Raw genomic sequence first — 18,106 nt, forward strand, 5'->3', positions numbered from 1 at the left:
TCACACTAGTGCTTCTTGCGCAACAATGATTCCGTTGTTATCCCCATACAGATATTCTCCAGGTCGAAAAGTCACCCCTCCAAAAGTCACTGCCAGATCCCGCTCACCAATACCTTTTTTCTCCGTTTTCATTGGGTGTGTACCCAGGGCCTGAACGCCTAAATCTAGCGCCCCAATCTGGTCAACATCGCGGATGCAGCCATACATCACTATGCCTTCCCAGCCATTGGCTACCGCTTTATCGGCGAGCATATCGCCAAGACAAGCGCGACGCATTGAACCACCCGCATCGACTACCAGAACTTTTCCTTGTCCCGGTTCCGCCACTAACTCCCGCACCAGCGAGTTATCCTCAAAACACTTAATAGTTACGATTTGACCGCCAAAGCTCTCACGGCCTCCGTAATTAACAAACATCGGCTCAACCACTTGCACTGCATCACCGTGGTCATCACACAAATCGGGGGTAGAAATTGGCATAAGTCCTCTCGCAATCATTCCGTAAAAAATGATGATAGCGATAGCGTCACTCTGGTGGCAGGCTGACAAATAAATACCGGGTATCATCCCTATAGATAATACCCGGCCAAGGCTTCGCTGCTACAAAATCGTTTTCATGTTTTAGTGCGTAACACGCACCGGAGTACCTACACGTACATGGCGATAAAACTTTCTAGCCATGTGCGGAGGCATACGCACACAACCATGAGAGGCAGGGTGTCTGGGCACATGGCCAGAAGCATGCAGACCGATCCCGCCATTGAAGCGAATATAGTTATTCATTTTTGCACCACGATACACAGTACCGGCGGGGCGACGATGTTTACGGGTATTTACATTGGACCTCACCACCCGTCCTGTGCGCCTATCTACATAACTACCGTAGATCGAAGAGCGATGATGCGGGTGCTTGGACAATACACGGAAGTGTCCTGGCCGCGTACTATAACCCCGCTTACCGGAGGAAATTCTGGATACCCCGACCAACTTGCCGCCTTTGTAGAGGTAAGCGCGCTGTTCACTCAAGTCAATCCTGATTGAGGCGCCTCCTCCCCTAGCCGCAGCGCGATCATCAAACCAGTTACCACCGCGGGGCTTTGCCATTGCAGGGGGAACGGCGATTAGTGCCAAGAGACACAACATCAGAAAAATATGCAATATTGGGATCTGTAACTGTCTGCTCGTATGCATAGCTCACCTCAACAACTTTCTCTGCTCTGCCAAAGTGGGCGGAAAGGAAAACAGCCCAACCGATACCACTCAAACTTCTACACCGGAGGATTTACCCCTGCAGGTGAATCAGCACCAAAGCAAATTGCGCTCTGTTTTCTATCTACACTCTGCCTCAGGACTCTTCCGATTTTATTGAGGCTGGTGATAAGCCTTAGAATGAATTCTTATCTCTGAAGGCAAGCCATAGAGTTTTGAATTTTTTCGGTAGCGTGTGATCTGTAAATCTCACACAGAAATAGCAGGATAAATTCCGAAGTTATCGAGAGAAGCCGCAACAGAAGTCTAATTTTGGGGCAAACACGCAATGGATTCGGGGAAAAAAACCAAAGTCGCAGGAGAGGCGCTTAGATAGGAAAAGCGGCCCTAAAGGGCCGCTTTGAAAGGATATTAGGCTTCTTCGTTAGCTAGGAATAGCCAGGTATCTACAGCGGTATCCGGGTTCAGGGAAACACTGTCGATTCCCTCATCCATCAACCAGCGGGCGAAGTCTTTGTGGTCAGAAGGTCCCTGACCGCAGATGCCTACATATTTACCGGCTTTTTTGCAGGCCTGGATGGCGCGGGACAGCAGAGCCTTCACTGCCGGGTTACGCTCGTCGAACAGGTCGGCCACCAGGCCGGAATCCCTATCCAGACCCAGGGTAAGCTGGGTGAGGTCATTAGAGCCGATTGAGAAGCCATCAAAATGCTGCAGGAACTCTTCTGCCAGCAGGGCATTGGACGGCAGTTCGCACATCATAATGACCTTGAGACCAGCCTCTCCGCGGCGCAGACCGTTCTCAGCGAGCAGACCGACAACCTCTTCTGCCTCTTCCGGAGTTCGCACGAAGGGTACCATGATCTCCACATTGGTCAGCCCCATCTCGTCACGTACTTTCTTCAGTGCACGACATTCCAGGGCGAAACACTGACGGAAATCTTCAGAGCGATAGCGAGCCGCACCACGGAAGCCAAGCATCGGGTTCTCTTCGCTGGGTTCGTACAATTGGCCACCAACCAGGTGTGCGTATTCGTTGGACTTAAAGTCTGATAAACGCACGATTACACGATTAGGTGCAAAGGCCGCGGCCAGGGTAGCGATACCTTCTACCAGTTTCTCAACAATAAAGTCTTCCGGGGAGGCGTAGCCGCCGATGCGCTCACGGATATTCTGTTGCAGGTCATCCGGGAGGCTATCCAGCTCAAGCAGAGCTTTCGGGTGAATCCCAATCATGCGATTCAGGATAAATTCCAAGCGCGCCAGGCCAACCCCCTGATTTGGCAGGTGGCTAAAGGCAAAAGCGCGATCTGGATTGCCCACATTGAGCATGATTTTGAAAGGCAGATCCGGCATTTCGGAAACTTCAGTTTCTTCACGCTGGAAGTCCAACTCGCCGGACATTACGAAGCCGGTATCGCCTTCGGCACAAGAGACGGTGACGGGAGTACCGTCTTCCAATAACTCGGTGGCGTTTCCACAGCCAACCACTGCGGGAATCCCCAATTCACGGGCAATAATCGCCGCGTGACAAGTACGGCCGCCGCGGTTGGTAACAATTGCGCTCGCCTTTTTCAACACCGGTTCCCAATCCGGGTCGGTCATATCGGTCACCAGGACCTCACCGTCCTGCATAGCCGCCATATCTTCGACGGACTTCAGCTTGCGAACGCGGCCGGCACCGATACGCTGACCAATCGCGCGCCCCTCACACAGTACTTCACCGCGTTCCTGCAGGCTGTAACGCTCAATGCTGGTACCCTGATCGCGGGAGCGTACGGTCTCCGGGCGCGCTTGTACGATAAATAGCTTGCCGGTATCACCGTCTTTGGCCCACTCGATATCCATCGGACGACCGTAGTGCTCCTCAATTTTACGGGCCTGAATTGCCAGGCTGGTCAGCTCTTCATCATTGAGAGCAAAACGCTGACGATCTTCTTCTGCAACCTCAACGGTTTTTACTGAGCGCCCGCAATCGCCACTTTCGTCGTAAACCATTTTGATGGCTTTACTACCGCGATTGCGACGCAGGATAGCTGGGCGCCCGGCATCCAAAGCCGGCTTGTAGAGATAGAACTCGTCAGGATTCACAGCACCCTGTACAACAGTCTCACCCAGACCAAAGGCCGCTGTGATAAAGATCACATCACGGAATCCACTCTCAGTATCCAAGGTAAACATTACACCGGCAGCGCCAGTCTCACTGCGCACCATGTGCTGAATACCAGCCGACAGAGCTACACCTACATCCGCGTAACCTGTATGTACGCGGTAGGCGATGGCGCGGTCGTTATAAAGAGAGGCAAATACTTCTTTAACCGCAATCAGAACCGCATCAATACCGCGGATATTCAGGAAGGTCTCCTGCTGGCCTGCGAAAGAAGCATCCGGTAAATCTTCAGCAGTCGCGGAGGAACGCACAGCAACAGCTGTTTCACCACCACCCAAAGCTTCATAACCATCGCGGATCTCTTTTTCCAGCTGTGCAGGAAATGGGGTCTGTATGATCCAATTGCGAATTTCATCGCCGGCTTTGGCTAACTCAGTAACATCACCGACATCGAGCCCTTTCAGCCGCTCGGCGATACGCTGCTCTAACTGTTCATGGGCTAGGAAAGCCCGAAAAGCCTCCGCTGTGGTCGCAAAGCCGCCCGGTACACTCACACCAGCGCCGGCCAGAGATGAAATCATCTCGCCGAGTGATGCGTTCTTACCGCCGACTTTGTCGACATCATCCATTCCCAGTTTTGCAAAGTCGATGGTGAAATTCGTCAAGTGAAGGCCCTCTGAAATCAGGTTTGTTGGGCGCTGATTATAAGGATGAGTCTTGTAAAAAATAGCCCAGGAAAAACGGCCAATATGTTGTAAATTTTCTACAAGCTTGCTTAGCTCTCAGAAGATAAGACCTTTAAGCCCACCACCCCTATACTAGCGGCCACTAAAAAGTCCCGCCAACAGACAGAGACGCAGCATGGCAAAAGACAAACGCACCGCTTTTTTTATTTCCGACGGAACCGGCCTCACTGTAGAGGGCATTGGCCACAGCCTATTGGCACAGTTTCAAGACCAGCATGTCGAACAGGTGACTCTGCCTTATATTGACTCTACCGAAAAGGTCCAGCAGGCTCTCCAGCGTATAGAGAGCGCTGCCCAGGAATCCGGTCTGCAGCCCATCATTATTACCAGCATCGTTTCTGACCAGATTCGCGATCAATTGCACCAAAGCCCCGCTTTAATGCTGGATATCTTCGAAAATTACCTGACACCTCTGGCCAATTTATTTGGGCGCGATCCTGCACAGACCGTTAATGTCTCCCACGGCATTGCCGATAATCGCCGCTATAGCGAACGCATTGATGCGGTGCACTTTGCTATCGATAACGACGACGGGCGCCGCATCAGTGAATTTGAGCAAGCGGATGTCATATTGCTCGGCGTCTCCCGCTCCGGAAAAACCCCCACCTGCCTATATTTGGCCTTGCAATTTGGACTGCGCGCGGCCAACTACCCCATCACCGAAGAGGATATGGACTCCACCACCCTGCCCAAGATTCTGCGCCCCTTCCAGCGCAAACTCTTCGGCCTCACCATAGATCCCAAACGCTTGATGCAGATTCGACAGGAAAGGCGCGCCAATAGCCGCTACGCTTCTATAGGGCAGTGCGAATTTGAGGTGCGCCAAGTCGAACAGATGCTAAGGCGGGCGCAAGTGCCCTTCCTCAATGCCACCCAGCTATCCGTGGAGGAGCTCGCTACGCGCCTGATGTCCCAGGCCGGCATCGAGCGAAGAATTGACTAAGGGATGACCAAAAAGCCAGGCGCCCTTTTCACGCCGCGACAAAGTGTGTAGTGTGCGCCGTCTTCCAGACTGCCGTGTTTTGATATGCAAATAGTCTCCCTGCCCTATTCACTCAATTCTGCAGCGGCCTTCCAGGCAATTGCGGATCTACCTGTGCCGGTATGGCTCGATAGCGGCCGACCTCTCAGCAGCGGAGGTCGCTACGATATTATCAGTGCCGACCCTCTTAACGCGCTGGAACTGGCAGCAGATAGCAGCGAGCCTTTCACTCGGGTAGATGACCTAAGTCGTGAGCTGTGCCCACAGGAGCGGGACTCACAACTGCCATTTTGCGGTGGAATCATCGGCTTTGCCGGTTATGAATTGGGCACCAGCGGTAACTTTTTGCCGGCGGATACCCGACCTACGGACCTACCGGCAGGCTTTTTTGGACTCTATAGCTGGGCTTTTATTGCGGATCACCAGCTGGGCTCCAGCCATCTGGTTTTTCACCCTGCCTGCCCAGCCCGACAGGTACAAGAGCTAATCGATCGTTTTAAATCGGTGCACTGGGAGCGAGAGCAAGATCCCGAAGGGTTTCGCCTTTTAGCACCATTTGCCCACGAACTCAGTGTTGCTGACTATGAGGAGCGCATTGCGCGAATCCTCGAATATATCGCAGCGGGAGATGTCTACCAGGCAAACTTTACCCAACGCTTCAGCGCTCCCTACGAGGGCGATCTCTTTGGTGCCTACCTGGCATTGCGTCGACGCGTGGCAGGGCCATTTTCAGCATTTATGGAAATGCCCCAGGGCAGTTTGCTGAGCCTATCGCCAGAGCGCTTTATTCGTGCCGATGGCAGTAGCTTGCGCACCGAGCCCATCAAGGGCACCGCCGCCAGAGTAGCTGATCCGGTAGAGGACCAGCGTGCGGCATTTACCCTGCAGAGAAGCCCTAAAGATCGCGCAGAAAACCTAATGATCGTGGATTTGCTGCGCAACGATTTCAGCAAGTTGTGCCGCAGTGGCAGCGTGAGGGTGCCGGAGCTATTCCAGCTGGCTAGCTTTGCCAATGTTCACCACTTGGTCAGCGTAGTGACAGGAGAAATGCATGAGGACTCAGCTTACAGCGACCTGTTAGCGGCCTGCTTTCCCGGTGGCTCCATCACCGGTGCGCCCAAACGCCGCTCTATGGAGGTCATTCGCGAGCTGGAAGGCAGTCCCAGGGGCATCTATTGCGGTAGCATCGGCTATATCAGTAGCTGCGGCCGCGCCGATACCAACATCGCCATTCGTACCTTTAGCGCCAGCAATGGGCGCATTACCTGTGCTGCCGGTGGAGGTATAGTCGCCGACTCTGACCCGACTGCAGAGTACAAGGAGTGCCTGGCCAAAGTGCGCTTACTTCTTGAAACCGCAGAGCAATTCCTGAATTGATCACCCAGCCCGTCAAAAATCGCTGCCTACTGGGCTTTCTGTAGTCTTACTACAGCATTTTGGTTATAGAACTATCTAGGATTGATATTTCAAAGTTATTAGGCCATCTGATAGATTCAATGCCAGTAGTGCCAATTTCAGCGCTTAACTGGATCAAGGAATTTATTGTGAAGATCACACTAGTCAAAAAAGTACTCGCCGATGGCTCACCCTGCGCCAAATGCCGGGATGTGCAGGAAAAACTGGAAGTGAACGAGCAACTCAAATTTATCGATCAAACCTTGGTAGCTGACGTGCGCGACCCGCAAAGTGCCGGGATGCAAATTGCACAGCAATTTAATGTGGATCGAGCGCCATTCTTTGTGGTCGAGCGTGAAGGGCAAGAAGCAGAGATCTATACCGTCTACTTCAAATTTGCCAAGGAAGTTTTACAACCCCTGATCCAACAGGCAGAGGCCTCTTAGCCTCTGCCAGCCAGCTACACCGCCATACTAATAAACCGGTAGCTCTGTATCGGCAAATAGTGCATCTACCTCAGCTCTGGAAGTAGCATGCGCAGCTTGATCCACCAATTCCCGGGTGAGATGCGGAGCAAACTGTTGGATGAAATCATACATAAAGCCTCGCAGGAATATTCCCTTGCGAAAGCCGATCTTGGTAATACTGGACTCGAACAAATCACTGGCATCCAGGGCAACTAAATCTTCATCCTCACCATCCACCGCCATATCCGCCACTATGCCAATACCGAGACCCAGGCGCACATAGGTTTTAATAACATCCGCATCCGCAGCGGTAAACACGACCTTAGGCGAAAGCCCTTTCTCCAGGAATGCCTCATCCAATTTTGAGCGGCCGGTAAAGCCAAACACGTAAGTGACGATCGGATACTTTGCAACCTCTTCAAGATTCAGCTTGCTGACATGGCAGAGAGGATGATCTTTAGGCACCAATATACAACGGTTCCAGCGATAAACCGGCATCATCACCAAATCACTGAAAAGCTCTAGTGCCTCGGTAGCAATGGCGAAATCCGCAGTACCATCGGCTGCCATTTCCGAGATTTGCATGGGGGTTCCCTGGTGCATATGCAGCGATACATCAGGGTAACGGGAAATAAACAGCTTGATAACCGGGGGCAGCGCATACCGCGCCTGGGTATGGGTAGTGGCAACCGCCAAGCTGCCCTTCTTGTCATTGCTGAACTCCTGGGCAACCTGCTTGATATTTTCCACTTTGCGCATAATTTCGCCAGCGGTCTTGAGGATCGCCTCCCCCGCTGGCGTCACCCTGGTGAGGTGCTTGCCGCTGCGGGCAAAGATTTCCACCCCCAGCTCATCTTCCAGTAGGCGAATCTGCTTGCTGATGCCCGGCTGGGAGGTATAGAGGCTCTGCGCAGTAGCAGAAACGTTGAGATCGTGATGCGCCACTTCCCAGATATATCGCAACTGCTGCAGCTTCATAAGTCCTCCCTTTAATATCAATCACCCCGCCCCAGGACGAGTGCAACTCTGACATATAAATTGTTAGTTATAAAAAACATCTTGAGTTATGCGAGAAAAGAATAGCAGCCAATCGAAGCCGGGGCCAACGGAGAGATGAATATCCGGTGAAGAGCGGCGGGTGTCAATCGACTTTCCAGTATTAATTGGCCCCGAAAGGGCTCAAATACTCAGGCATCACTATTTGCGATATTGGCAATACCGTGCGGCACATGACCTGTAGCCACATGCTCGGCTGCGGAGGCACAGTGCGCCGGCTGGTCATCAAAGAACACATCAGCACCAAATGCCCGCAGAAACTCCCCCTTTGGAAGCCCCCCCAAAAATACCGATTCATCTACCCGGATGTCCCAGGCACGCAACGTACGGATTACCCGCTCATGGGCTGGCGCAGACCTTGCCGTCACCAGGGCGGTGCGTATTGGACAACTCTCTAAACCAAATTCCGCTTGTAATGTTTGCAGAGCCTCAAGAAATCCCTTGAAAGGCCCTCCACCCAGCGGCATCTGTGCAGAGGCACGCTCTGCACGGGTAAAGGCATCCAGTCCATCCCGCTTGAAAATCTGCTCGGCCTCGTCAGAAAAGATTACCGCATCACCATCAAAGGCAAAGCGCAAAACATCGTCGCGCTGCTCGCGGTTACCCCCAGCCACCAAAGTTGCCGCAGCAACCCCCTGATCCAGGGCGCGACGAACATCCAAGCCATCAGTCGAGAGAAACAAATTACAGCCAAATGGACCGATATAGCGATAGGGGCTTTCACCATTGCAAAAGGCAGCCCGGGTAATATCCAGACCATAGTGCTCAATTGAGTTAAACACCCGAAGTCCTGTATCAGCACTGTTACGGGAAAGCAGGATGACCTCGACCCTGGGCTCCCCCTCAAGCTGCTCGTTGATTTTTAAAAATTTCTCTACCAGGTGGAAGGCATCTCCTTTCTGCAAAACATCGTTCTCCCGCTCTACTTGATAGCGCGAGAAAGCTTGCAGGCCCAGCTCCTCGAAAACCTTATGGCTATCATTCAAGTCGAACAGTGCCCGAGAAGAAATCGCGATTACCAGTTTGTCCGGACGCATGGCCATCAGGGCGCCTCCACATCACTGAGCCCCTCGGGACTATTATCGCTTCCTCTGAGGTTCAACAGAGTGAAAAGCATTTGCTGTAAATCTTCACGGGTACGGTAAGCACGCACCTCTGCTTGGTTAACCATCACCAGCAATAGCGCATGGCAGCTTTCCAGTGTGAGCCGACCCAAGCGATTCATTTCATTGGGCGGGCAGGTAAAGCCCAAGCGATGGAACATATCCACCAGGTGCCCGATCACCAGCTCGTCATGGCTCTTATCCAGCTCGTGCAACTCGGGAATTCCCCACATAGCTTGGGCCAGTGGCAGCAGTCCGCGCTGCTCACGGTACACAGCTAGAAGGCGCCCAACAAACTCATCAATAAAACTCCCAAGTGTCATATGCTCGAGATCGAGCTCTGCCAGCTCAGCCATGGCCGCATTGATACTAGCGAGCCACTGCTCGCCCATAGCATAGAGAATCGCATGTTTATTGGGGAAATAATGGTAGAGGGAGCCCACTGAAATATCGAGCTTCCGCGCAATTAGGATAGTAGTGAGATCATCGAGCCCGACCTCTTCCAGGAGCCTCCCGGTGACATCGAGTATCTGCCGGGCTCGAGCCCGTGCACGGGCTTGGACCGGCTCGCGTCGAGGGGTTAATTGGCTTTTGCGCTTATGCTGTTCGGTACTGGACAAGATCGGTTTCCTAATGGCAACTCACAGCATCTTAACACCAAAGGAGTCGACAATTTCACCAGCAACAGTTCAGCCACCTCACCTCTTTCAATGCCCAAACCTATCAAGCAAACTGTGGTAAAGCATTCCCAACACCAGGCCCGGCCAACGCAAAAGGGTTCCACCAGGAAAAGTCTCTGTTGGGATCTTCGTCATGATGTCAAAGCGCTCCTCAGTGCCAGTAATTGCTTCAGCGAGCAGTTTTCCCGCAAAGGTTGCAGTAGGCACCCCGTGGCCCGAGTAACCTTGACTGTAATAGATATTGGGCTCCAGGCGCCCCATATGCGGCATGCGATTCATAGTGATCGCCAGAGTGCCGCCCCAGCCATAATCAATTCGGGTCTGCTTTAGCTGCGGATACACCTGCAGCATTTTTTTCCGTACAAACTTGCGTATATCTGCAGGAAAGCTGGCCGTATAATTCTCACCACCACCAAAAATCAGGCGGTTATCTCCCGATAACTTCCAGTAGTTGATAACAAACAGTGTGTCCTGCACTGCATAATCATTGGCGATCAATTTTTGAGCAGCAGGCTCAGACAGAGGTTCAGTGGCCAGAACAAAATTATTGATTGGCATAATTTTGCCAGCCAGCCGCGGCTCCAAGTTTCCGAGATAGCCATTGCAGGCCAATATAACCTTAGCCGCCTTTATCTGCCCCTTGGCTGTTTCGACGGTACAGGAATTCCCTCCCCGATAGCTAGTCACTCTGCTGTGCTCATAGAGCTCGACCCCAGCTCTGACACAAGCTGCCGCTAACCCAAGCCCATAGTTCAATGGGTGAAGGTGCATGGAGCCACTGTCAATTTGCGCGCCTAAATAACGCCTTGTTCCCACAAGGCCACCCACCTCCTGCTCATCGGCATAGCGCACACCCGAGTAACCATAACGCTCCTGAAGAAGCTCGGCTTCCTTGCGCAGGTAGTTGTCATGGCTGGGTTTAGCTGCGAGATGCATTATCCCTCGCTTCAGGTCGCAATTAATTTGATGCTTATCAATCAACTGCTCTACCAGCCGCACCGCCTCAAGGCTAAATTGCCAAAACCGCTTGGCAATCTCCACACCGAACATTTCTTCCAAGTCACTTTGGCAGCGCCGTTGCCCAACCCCCACATGTCCACCATTGCGACCAGATGCGCCCCATGCCACACGCTGCGCTTCCAAGACAGACACTTTGTAGCCCCGTTCCGCTAAATGCAACGCTGTGGAGAGCCCGGTATAGCCGGCCCCAATCACACAAACATCCACCTCCCGGACACCATCCAGCTGGGGATAAGAGGTAAGCGGATTGGCACTTGCTGAGTAGTAAGAATCTGTATAACCAGAGGTGGTTTTCATCAATGCAGCCCTTCAAGGCGTTGAGTATGCGGGAAGCTCTGAAATAGTTCGGCCCCGAGAATAGCAAAATGGTAATTCCCTTTTACCTGCCGTGCCAGGCTTCTCATAAATCTCAAAACATATCCGGCAAGTCATTATTTTTGCCTGCACTGGCGGCTACCGCCTATGTAAGGGTCAGGCATATACTGGTACGACATGTAGATGGAAACATACTGGGTAACTCTAAAAAATGGACAAGATTACAAGCTGGCTCGCCGAACACGATATTGCCGAGGTGGAGTGCCTGGTGCCGGATATGTCGGGTAATGCCAGAGGCAAATTTACGCCTACAGATAAATTCCTTACCCAGGACAGCCGACTTCCAGAAAGTATCCTTGTGCAAACCGTTACCGGCGACTATGTCGATGAGCACAATGAACTCGTGGACCCAGCAGATACGGATATGTTGCTGGAGCCAGATCCCGATTCCGTTCGACTTAACCCCTGGGCCAATGATCCCACTGCTCAAATTATTCACGATTGTTATACCCGGGATGGTCAACCACATCCGATTAGTACGCGGAACATCCTCAAATTCGTTTTGGAAAAATATAGAGAGAAAGGCTGGAAACCAATCGTTGCTCCGGAAGTAGAATTTTACCTCATAAAGCGCAATCTTGATCCAGATGAAAAGCTCTCAGCACCCGTTGGCAGATCTGGCCGCACGGAAAAAACCAGACAGTCTTATAGCATCGACGCTGCCAACGAATACGAACCCATTATTGAGGATATGTATAATTTCTGTGAGGCGCAGGGGCTCGATGTAGATACCTTGATTCACGAATCAGGAACCGCGCAAATGGAAATCAATTTCCTTCATGGAGACCCACTTCAACTCGCCGACCAAGTTTTCACCTTTAAACGCACCGTCAGAGAAACTGCTCTGCGCCACGGAATTTATGCCACCTTTATGGCCAAACCCATGGAGGACGAACCCGGCAGTGCATTACATCTTCACCAAAGTGTTGTTGACTTAAAAACAGAGAAGAACATATTTGTAGACGACCATGGAAATGAAAACGATAGCTTCATGAATTTTATTGGCGGTATGCAGGAGTACACTCCAGGATTCATTAGTTTTCTAGCCCCAAATGTCAATTCTTATCGACGCTTCACTCCCGAAATGGCCGCCCCGACAAGCCTGCATTGGGGCTATGACAATCGCACTACCGGCCTTAGAGTTCCCGACAGTTCACCTCAAGGAAAAAGATTGGAAAATCGTTTTCCTGGTGCCGACTGCAACCCTTATCTCGCCATTGCTGCTTCTCTCGCTTGCGGTTATCTCGGTATGATCAATAAGGTAGCACCTAGCGCACCGTATCAGGGCGACTGCTCCAAAGAGACCATTACCTTACCCCGTACTCAAGAGCACGCCCTCAATCTTTTAACGGAATGCGAAGCCGCCGCCGAAATGTTTGGCAAAAAATTCGTGAAAGCATGGAGCGCAATAAAGCGCGATGAATACGAGGAATTTAACCGAGTTATCAGTTCTTGGGAGCGGGAATATCTACTTCTCAACGTATAGATAATCCCAAAAAATATTTTTGAGACTTTTCTGAAATTTTATTCTCGGCTGGCGCACCACCCTTTTATCGGGTTTATTTAGGCGCATCAATTTGGATTCCTCGGCAGGATATTATTTGCTGATTTGTGACTAAATAAGCAAAAATATCGAAAACAATTCAAATATATGAGTTTGTCATCACCTTTTTGTTGCCACTAAGCACATGCAAGGTAATCTCAGGTTGCCCGGAATATTTGGGCAACCGGTTTGAGAAAGCGGACGTCATTGCCAATTTTTGGCCCCACCCCAGATGCCCGGCCTTCTTCTGCTGTCTTACCAACCATAAAGACCGTTTGCATCAAGTTGCTGAAGCAATCAGTAATTCCTTACTGGATTGTTTTCCAGCTGCTGATGCTCGGTCGCTAATAAAAAAGTTAAATAAGGGAAAGCTAGCAATGAAGCATTTGATAGGACTTACCTGCACTTTAGCTATGGCTATTAGTGCGCAGGCTGCCGACCGTGTTCCAGCCACTCCGGATATGCTCTCGCCACAGACATTAAATACCGTTGCCGGATCTGACATGGCATTGGTAAAAATTCGTGAGCGTACTCTGGGAAATGGCAAAACCGTCGCCCGCTACCAACAAACCCACAAAGGCATACCCGTGTGGGGACAGACCGTAACCAGTTCTGGACAGGGACTCATTACCGAGATGCACGGTAATATCCTTACCGGACTCGAACTTGAAGTACCCACCGTGCGTGCGGCAATTGACGCGGGCAATGCCCTTGATCGCGCCATGAACCATCAGGTTTCACTACGCGCACAACAGGGAGTGATGTCGGGTGCTTTATCACTGCCAGTGCTTAAACTGGAGGCCAAAAACCAGAAAAAAGAACTCTATGTTTACATCAATGAACAAGATGAGGCTCGCCTGGCCTACCTGGTGAACTGGGTCGAGTATGGAGACGACCCCAAGCGCCCCTTCTACTTTATTGATGCCATGACCGGTGAAGTGATTAAGCATTGGGATGGCCTCACCTTCCAAGATGCACAAGGTCCTGGCGGCAATGTAAAAACGGGCCGCTATGAATATGGTACCGATTTCCCCTCCATGCAGGTTGATGCCAACTGCCGTATGGATACTACCAACGTTGAAACTGTGAACCTGAATCATGGAACCAGTGGCGGTAGCGTCCATCAATTCAACTGCCCCTACAATGATCACAAAGAAATCAATGGTGCTTATTCACCGCTAAATGACGCGCACTATTTTGGTGGCGTGGTCTTCGCGATGTTCAGTGACTGGTACAACACTTCACCGCTGACTCAAAAGCTGCGCCTTCGCGTGCATTACGGTAATAACTACGAAAATGCTTTCTGGGATGGCAGCCAGATGACCTTTGGCGATGGGCAAAACACCTTCCACCCCCTAGTCAGCCTGGATGTTACGGCTCACGAAGTCAGCCACGGCTTTACCGAGCAGAACTCTGGCCTAGTTTACAGTCAACAACCAGGGGGAATTAATGAAGCCTTCTCCGATATCTCTGGTGAAGCCGCTGAATACTTTATGACTGGCAGTAACGACTGGCTGGTTGGAGCCCAGATTTTCAAAGCCAATGGCGCCTTGCGTTATTTTGAAGACCCGACACAGGATGGACGCTCCATTGGCCATGCCGACGATTATTACAGCGGTATGGACGTACACTATAGCTCCGGTGTCTACAATCGAGCTTTCTATCTGATCGCCAATACCAACGGCTGGGATACTCGCAAGGCATTTGATATTTTTGTCCTCGCTAATCAGATGTACTGGGGCTCAAACTCTGACTACGATGAGGCTGCCTGCGGTGTTGAGCAAGCTGCTGTAGACCTAGGGTACAGTAAAGCGGATGTTACAACTGCCTTCAGTACCGTAGGAGTTACCTGTGATAACACTCCACCACCTCCTCCTGGAGAGCTTGAAAATGGAGTTTCCGTTGACAATCTTGGTGGTGGCTCTGGCGATGAACTCCATTACACATTAGATGTTCCTGCTGGCGCTACCGGCCTAAGCTTTAATATGTCTGGTGGCACCGGTGATGCGGACCTCTATGTACGCTTTGGCTCAGCACCAACCACCAGCACATACGACTGCCGTCCCTACACTACCGGCAACAATGAAACCTGTGAGATCTCCAACATACAAGCAGGCACCTACTATGTGATGGTGCGTGGTTATAGTTCCTTCTCCGGTGTCAGTCTGGTAGGTAGCTTCACCGACGGTGGCGGTGGCAACCCCGGCGGCTGGGAAAAAACCAATCTGTCTGGCTCCGCTAATGCCTGGCAGCACTTTACCCTGGATGTGGACAGCGGTATGTCATCCCTGAAAGCGGTAATGTCTGGTGGCAGTGGGGACGGTGACCTCTATGTTCGCTTTGGCTCAGCACCAACTCGAAACACCTGGGATTGTCGTCCATATAAGTGGGGTAATGATGAAAACTGCAACATCAGCAACCCACAAGCAGGTACCTGGTACATTAGTATTCGCGGTTACCAGACATACTCCGGTGTAGCACTCAGCGCCCAAGCAGAATAAGCTTATCTGCTGAACAATCTGGCCCCGTTGCCATACCAACAGGGCCAGACAATAAAAAAGGCAGCCACTAGGCTGCCTTTTTTATTCTAGGAGTAACCCTTGCAAGCCAAGTTACTTATGGCTGGGGTCCTTCCAATAATCCTTCACCGTTGACTTCATCTCCTTCGCCAATATCGTAATACCAAACAGGTTCGGTAAGGTCATAATGACGATAGCTACCGCAGACAGGTTCCAAATAACGGTGGTGTCCTCAATCGCCGCCCAGAAGAAAGCTATCACATACACAATTCGGTAAGGCATTACCGCCTTCGGACCAAACAGGTAGATCATAGAGCGATCACCATAGTAGGACCAAGCGATAGCGGTCGAGAAAGCAAACATGAGAATACCCAGAGTTACAATCAAGCCACCGTATTCTCCGAAGAAACCGCGCTGGAAAGCTTTACTGGTCAATGCAACGGAATGAACCAGGGATTTACCCCAAATATCCACATCCTCATTAGCAAACTTACCATCAACAACATTAAGCACACCGCTAAACTGATCTTCACCAACACGGAAATCCAGATCTTCTGCAATTGAGCGTGCATGAATCAGGGTGAAATCCTGCAGGTTTAGAGGCTGCCCATCAGTGACAACCACTGATCCGTTATAGGGCTTCACATCACTGGGTTGACCACTTAAGTAATTAAACAGCTGTTTAACCTGCTTGGGGTCACTCTCTTCGTAGCGACCTTCGACAACATATGTGTCAGCCCCCTCAAACAGGTTTTCGTGTTTTTCAGTCCATACACCGGAAGATAAGATTACCAAGCCAGTCAGAGTACAGATAATGATGGTGTCGATAAACGGTTCCAGTAGTGAAACCATGCCTTCGGAAACAGGCTCATCGGCACGTGCGGCGGCGTGAGCAATCGGTGCAGAGCCCTGCCCCGCCTCGTTGGAGAAGAGGCCACGATTCACACCACGGTTAAAGGCATAGGCAAAACTGGCTCCGAGGAAACCACCTACAGCAGCACTTCCAGTGAAGGCATCACGGAAAACGGCCACAAATGAAGGGACGATATTTTCTATATTGTAGAAAATCACACCCAACGCACCAATTACATAGATCAGTGCCATTGCCGGAACGATAGTGGAGGTAACCTTGGCAATTCGGGTAATGCCACCGATGATCACCATCCCCAGCAGGATGGCAAGCACACCACCAGTGAGCGCTTTCTCAATACCGAAAGAATCGTGCATCGCCTGGGCAATATTATTCACCTGGGGCAAGCTTCCGGTACCGAAGGAACAAATTACTGTGGCGATGGCAAATAACACTGCCAGCCACTTCATATTGAGACGGCGCTCCATATAGAACATAGGACCACCTGCGTAGTAGCCATCTGCCGCTTTAATACGATATTTATGTGACAGTGTTACTTCGACAAACTTGGTTGTCATCCCCAGGAAGGCAGTCATCCACATCCAAAACAAAGCGGCCGGGCCGCCCAGGAAAATAGCCAAGCCAACACCACCGATATTACCGGTACCTACAGTTCCTGAAAGAGCGGTAGCCAGTGCTTGGAAGTGAGAGGTATCTCCTGGGTCACCGGGTTTATCATATTTCCCCTGGACAATCTTAATCGCATGTCCAAAGTAACGAAATTGCGGAAACCCAAGATAGATAGTAAAAAAGAAACCTACCCCGAGCAGCACCCACGGGAACCAAGGTGCCGATCCGAGCATACCGTCCAACGACAGTAGCAGCTGATTAAAGGAATCCAAACTAACCCCCCACTTCTCTGAACCAATTCTGATTGTTTTATATACAGCCACAGCTGTAATTTGTTGCGCAGGTTAGCAGCTTCCGAAGCACTAGAACAGTAAAGGGGCCTAAACCCTATTAAAAGAGAAGTTATGACGATAGGGGAACAAGGCAAACTGCCCCCCCGAATGCAGAAATACCAGGTTACTAGATCCTTTATAATGGCCTTTTCTCAATTCTTGCATCAGCCCATAAAAAGCTTTACCGGTATATATAGGGTCCAACAAGATGCCCTCTAGAGCAGCAATCTCTTCAATCATTTCGTAGATTGGAGGTTCAGCCTTGGCATACCCCGGCCCAATATAGTCGGCGTTCACATGCACTTGCAGAGATTGCAAATCCACAGGGTTTCCCGATAACCTGCTCCAATGGCGGATATCCTCTCTCACTTTGGTTTGAAAATAAGTGGCATTATCGCAGACAGCATAACCTGTGACCTGAACACCAAGCCCCAGCAGATAGCACCCCATCGTTAAACCCGCCTGGGTACCTCCACTGCCAGTGGCACACACAATATGATCCGGCCGGAATCCTCTCATTCGACAATCTGTAATAAGTTCTTGCGAAGCCGAGAGATACCCCCACAATCCCAGACCATCGCTGGCACCAATAGGGATACGGAAGGGAATGTGCCCGCGCTTCGAATATTGATCAGACCAAAAATTGAACAGCCGCTTGAGATCTTTGGCAAAATTTTCAGGCGAATGGATGCTCACTTCTGCCCCCGCCAACTGATCCAGCAGTAGGTTTCCATCTGCTTGGGCTATGGGCTCACCACGCAATAACAGGTGCACTTTGAGTCCTAAGCGAGCACCGACAAGTGCAGTGGTGCGGCAATGATTGGACTGAATACCCCCAGCGGTGATCAAGGTATCGCTGCCCTGCTTTAAGGCCTCAGCAACAACAAACTCAAGTTTTCGCAATTTATTACCTGACATTCCAGATTCAGTCAGGTCATCCCTTTTTATCCAAATTCTAGGGCCGCCAAAAGGAAAGGAATATTGTTTACTAATCCTATCCAGCGGCTGTATAGGCGTGGGAAGATGGGCTAAACGTATCCGCTCAGGTAAAGAAATCGGCAAACTGTCAGGCATAGCAAGTTCCACTGC

Annotated in this window: 14 protein-coding genes; 5 read left to right on the top strand and 9 right to left on the bottom strand. The window is 51.0% G+C overall.

The features are described 5' to 3' along the window. The 3 genes from rraA to ppsA form a co-directional block, all read right to left on the bottom strand. Positions 1-480 (bottom strand): ribonuclease E activity regulator RraA, encoded by a 480-nt coding sequence (rraA, locus tag ACJJJA_RS13160; protein WP_444886346.1) that lies wholly within the window; start codon positions 478-480, stop codon positions 1-3. A 141-nt stretch (positions 481-621) separates the two neighbouring features. After that, positions 622-1,191 (bottom strand): L,D-transpeptidase, encoded by a 570-nt coding sequence (locus tag ACJJJA_RS13165; protein WP_252081811.1) that lies wholly within the window; start codon positions 1,189-1,191, stop codon positions 622-624. Positions 1,192-1,620: 429 nt separating this feature from the next. Next, on the bottom strand, positions 1,621-3,984 hold the full coding sequence (gene ppsA / locus ACJJJA_RS13170; protein ID WP_444904912.1) for a phosphoenolpyruvate synthase: 2,364 nt from the start codon (positions 3,982-3,984) through the stop codon (positions 1,621-1,623). Positions 3,985-4,180: 196 nt separating this feature from the next. On the opposite strand from ppsA, the gene ppsR reads away from it, so the two are divergent. The 3 genes from ppsR to ACJJJA_RS13185 all read left to right on the top strand — a co-directional run bounded on the left by ppsR (position 4,181) and on the right by ACJJJA_RS13185 (position 6,888). Continuing rightward, the gene (gene ppsR / locus ACJJJA_RS13175) at positions 4,181-5,008 is read left to right on the top strand and encodes a phosphoenolpyruvate synthetase regulatory kinase/phosphorylase PpsR (RefSeq protein ID WP_252081813.1); all 828 of its coding nucleotides are present in this window, start codon (positions 4,181-4,183) and stop codon (positions 5,006-5,008) included. An 84-nt stretch (positions 5,009-5,092) separates the two neighbouring features. Continuing rightward, positions 5,093-6,424 carry an aminodeoxychorismate synthase component I gene (pabB, locus tag ACJJJA_RS13180; RefSeq protein ID WP_444904913.1) on the top strand — a complete coding sequence of 444 codons (1,332 nt, stop codon included), beginning with the start codon at positions 5,093-5,095 and terminating at the stop codon, positions 6,422-6,424. Positions 6,425-6,591: 167 nt separating this feature from the next. After that, on the top strand, positions 6,592-6,888 hold the full coding sequence (locus ACJJJA_RS13185; RefSeq protein ID WP_444884701.1) for a hypothetical protein: 297 nt from the start codon (positions 6,592-6,594) through the stop codon (positions 6,886-6,888). Between the two features lie 27 nt (positions 6,889-6,915). On the opposite strand, the gene cysB is transcribed toward ACJJJA_RS13185, so the two are convergent. The 4 genes from cysB to ACJJJA_RS13205 form a co-directional block, all read right to left on the bottom strand. Then, positions 6,916-7,887: an HTH-type transcriptional regulator CysB gene (gene cysB, locus ACJJJA_RS13190; protein ID WP_252081816.1), complete on the bottom strand. Its 972-nt coding sequence runs from the start codon at positions 7,885-7,887 to the stop codon at positions 6,916-6,918. A 209-nt stretch (positions 7,888-8,096) separates the two neighbouring features. Then, on the bottom strand, positions 8,097-9,008 hold the full coding sequence (locus ACJJJA_RS13195) for a 5'-nucleotidase (protein ID WP_444886351.1): 912 nt from the start codon (positions 9,006-9,008) through the stop codon (positions 8,097-8,099). Continuing rightward, complete coding sequence (locus ACJJJA_RS13200; protein WP_444904914.1) at positions 9,008-9,688, bottom strand: TetR/AcrR family transcriptional regulator; 681 nt, start codon at positions 9,686-9,688, stop codon at positions 9,008-9,010. The genes ACJJJA_RS13195 and ACJJJA_RS13200 overlap by 1 nt, the downstream gene beginning before the upstream one ends. Positions 9,689-9,775: 87 nt before the next feature. Beyond that, positions 9,776-11,065 (bottom strand): NAD(P)/FAD-dependent oxidoreductase, encoded by a 1,290-nt coding sequence (locus tag ACJJJA_RS13205; protein WP_444904915.1) that lies wholly within the window; start codon positions 11,063-11,065, stop codon positions 9,776-9,778. Between the two features lie 229 nt (positions 11,066-11,294). Here ACJJJA_RS13205 and ACJJJA_RS13210 point away from each other — a divergent pair, with 229 nt between their 5' ends. Together ACJJJA_RS13210 and ACJJJA_RS13215 are read left to right on the top strand one after the other, a co-directional pair. Next, positions 11,295-12,629, top strand: a complete 1,335-nt coding sequence (locus ACJJJA_RS13210) for a glutamine synthetase family protein (RefSeq protein ID WP_444904916.1) — start codon at positions 11,295-11,297, stop codon at positions 12,627-12,629. Between the two features lie 434 nt (positions 12,630-13,063). Further along, positions 13,064-15,187: a M4 family metallopeptidase gene (locus ACJJJA_RS13215; RefSeq protein WP_444904917.1), complete on the top strand. Its 2,124-nt coding sequence runs from the start codon at positions 13,064-13,066 to the stop codon at positions 15,185-15,187. A 111-nt stretch (positions 15,188-15,298) separates the two neighbouring features. Here the strand turns inward: ACJJJA_RS13215 and ACJJJA_RS13220 are convergent, their stop codons facing one another. Together ACJJJA_RS13220 and ACJJJA_RS13225 are read right to left on the bottom strand one after the other, a co-directional pair. After that, positions 15,299-16,957, bottom strand: coding sequence for an alanine/glycine:cation symporter family protein (locus ACJJJA_RS13220; protein ID WP_252081822.1), 1,659 nt, complete (start codon positions 16,955-16,957; stop codon positions 15,299-15,301). A 108-nt stretch (positions 16,958-17,065) separates the two neighbouring features. Next, complete coding sequence (locus tag ACJJJA_RS13225) at positions 17,066-18,091, bottom strand: D-cysteine desulfhydrase family protein (protein ID WP_444886355.1); 1,026 nt, start codon at positions 18,089-18,091, stop codon at positions 17,066-17,068. Positions 18,092-18,106: the final 15 nt, after the last annotated feature.

Source organism: Microbulbifer mixtoriginis (SeqCode) (genome assembly GCF_052466865.1).

Excerpts from the sequence above, each read along its gene's own strand:
- ACJJJA_RS13195 (WP_444886351.1), bottom strand. The coding sequence starts at position 9,008 with ATGGCCATGCGTCCGGACAAACTGGTAATCGCGATTTCTTCTCGGGCA.
- ppsR (WP_252081813.1), top strand. The coding sequence starts at position 4,181 with ATGGCAAAAGACAAACGCACCGCTTTTTTTATTTCCGACGGAACCGGC.
- rraA (WP_444886346.1), bottom strand. The coding sequence starts at position 480 with ATGCCAATTTCTACCCCCGATTTGTGTGATGACCACGGTGATGCAGTG.
- pabB (WP_444904913.1), top strand. The coding sequence starts at position 5,093 with ATGCAAATAGTCTCCCTGCCCTATTCACTCAATTCTGCAGCGGCCTTC.
- ACJJJA_RS13165 (WP_252081811.1), bottom strand. The coding sequence starts at position 1,191 with ATGCATACGAGCAGACAGTTACAGATCCCAATATTGCATATTTTTCTG.
- ACJJJA_RS13210 (WP_444904916.1), top strand. The coding sequence starts at position 11,295 with ATGGACAAGATTACAAGCTGGCTCGCCGAACACGATATTGCCGAGGTG.
- ACJJJA_RS13215 (WP_444904917.1), top strand. The coding sequence starts at position 13,064 with ATGAAGCATTTGATAGGACTTACCTGCACTTTAGCTATGGCTATTAGT.
- cysB (WP_252081816.1), bottom strand. The coding sequence starts at position 7,887 with ATGAAGCTGCAGCAGTTGCGATATATCTGGGAAGTGGCGCATCACGAT.
- ACJJJA_RS13205 (WP_444904915.1), bottom strand. The coding sequence starts at position 11,065 with ATGAAAACCACCTCTGGTTATACAGATTCTTACTACTCAGCAAGTGCC.
- ACJJJA_RS13225 (WP_444886355.1), bottom strand. The coding sequence starts at position 18,091 with ATGCCTGACAGTTTGCCGATTTCTTTACCTGAGCGGATACGTTTAGCC.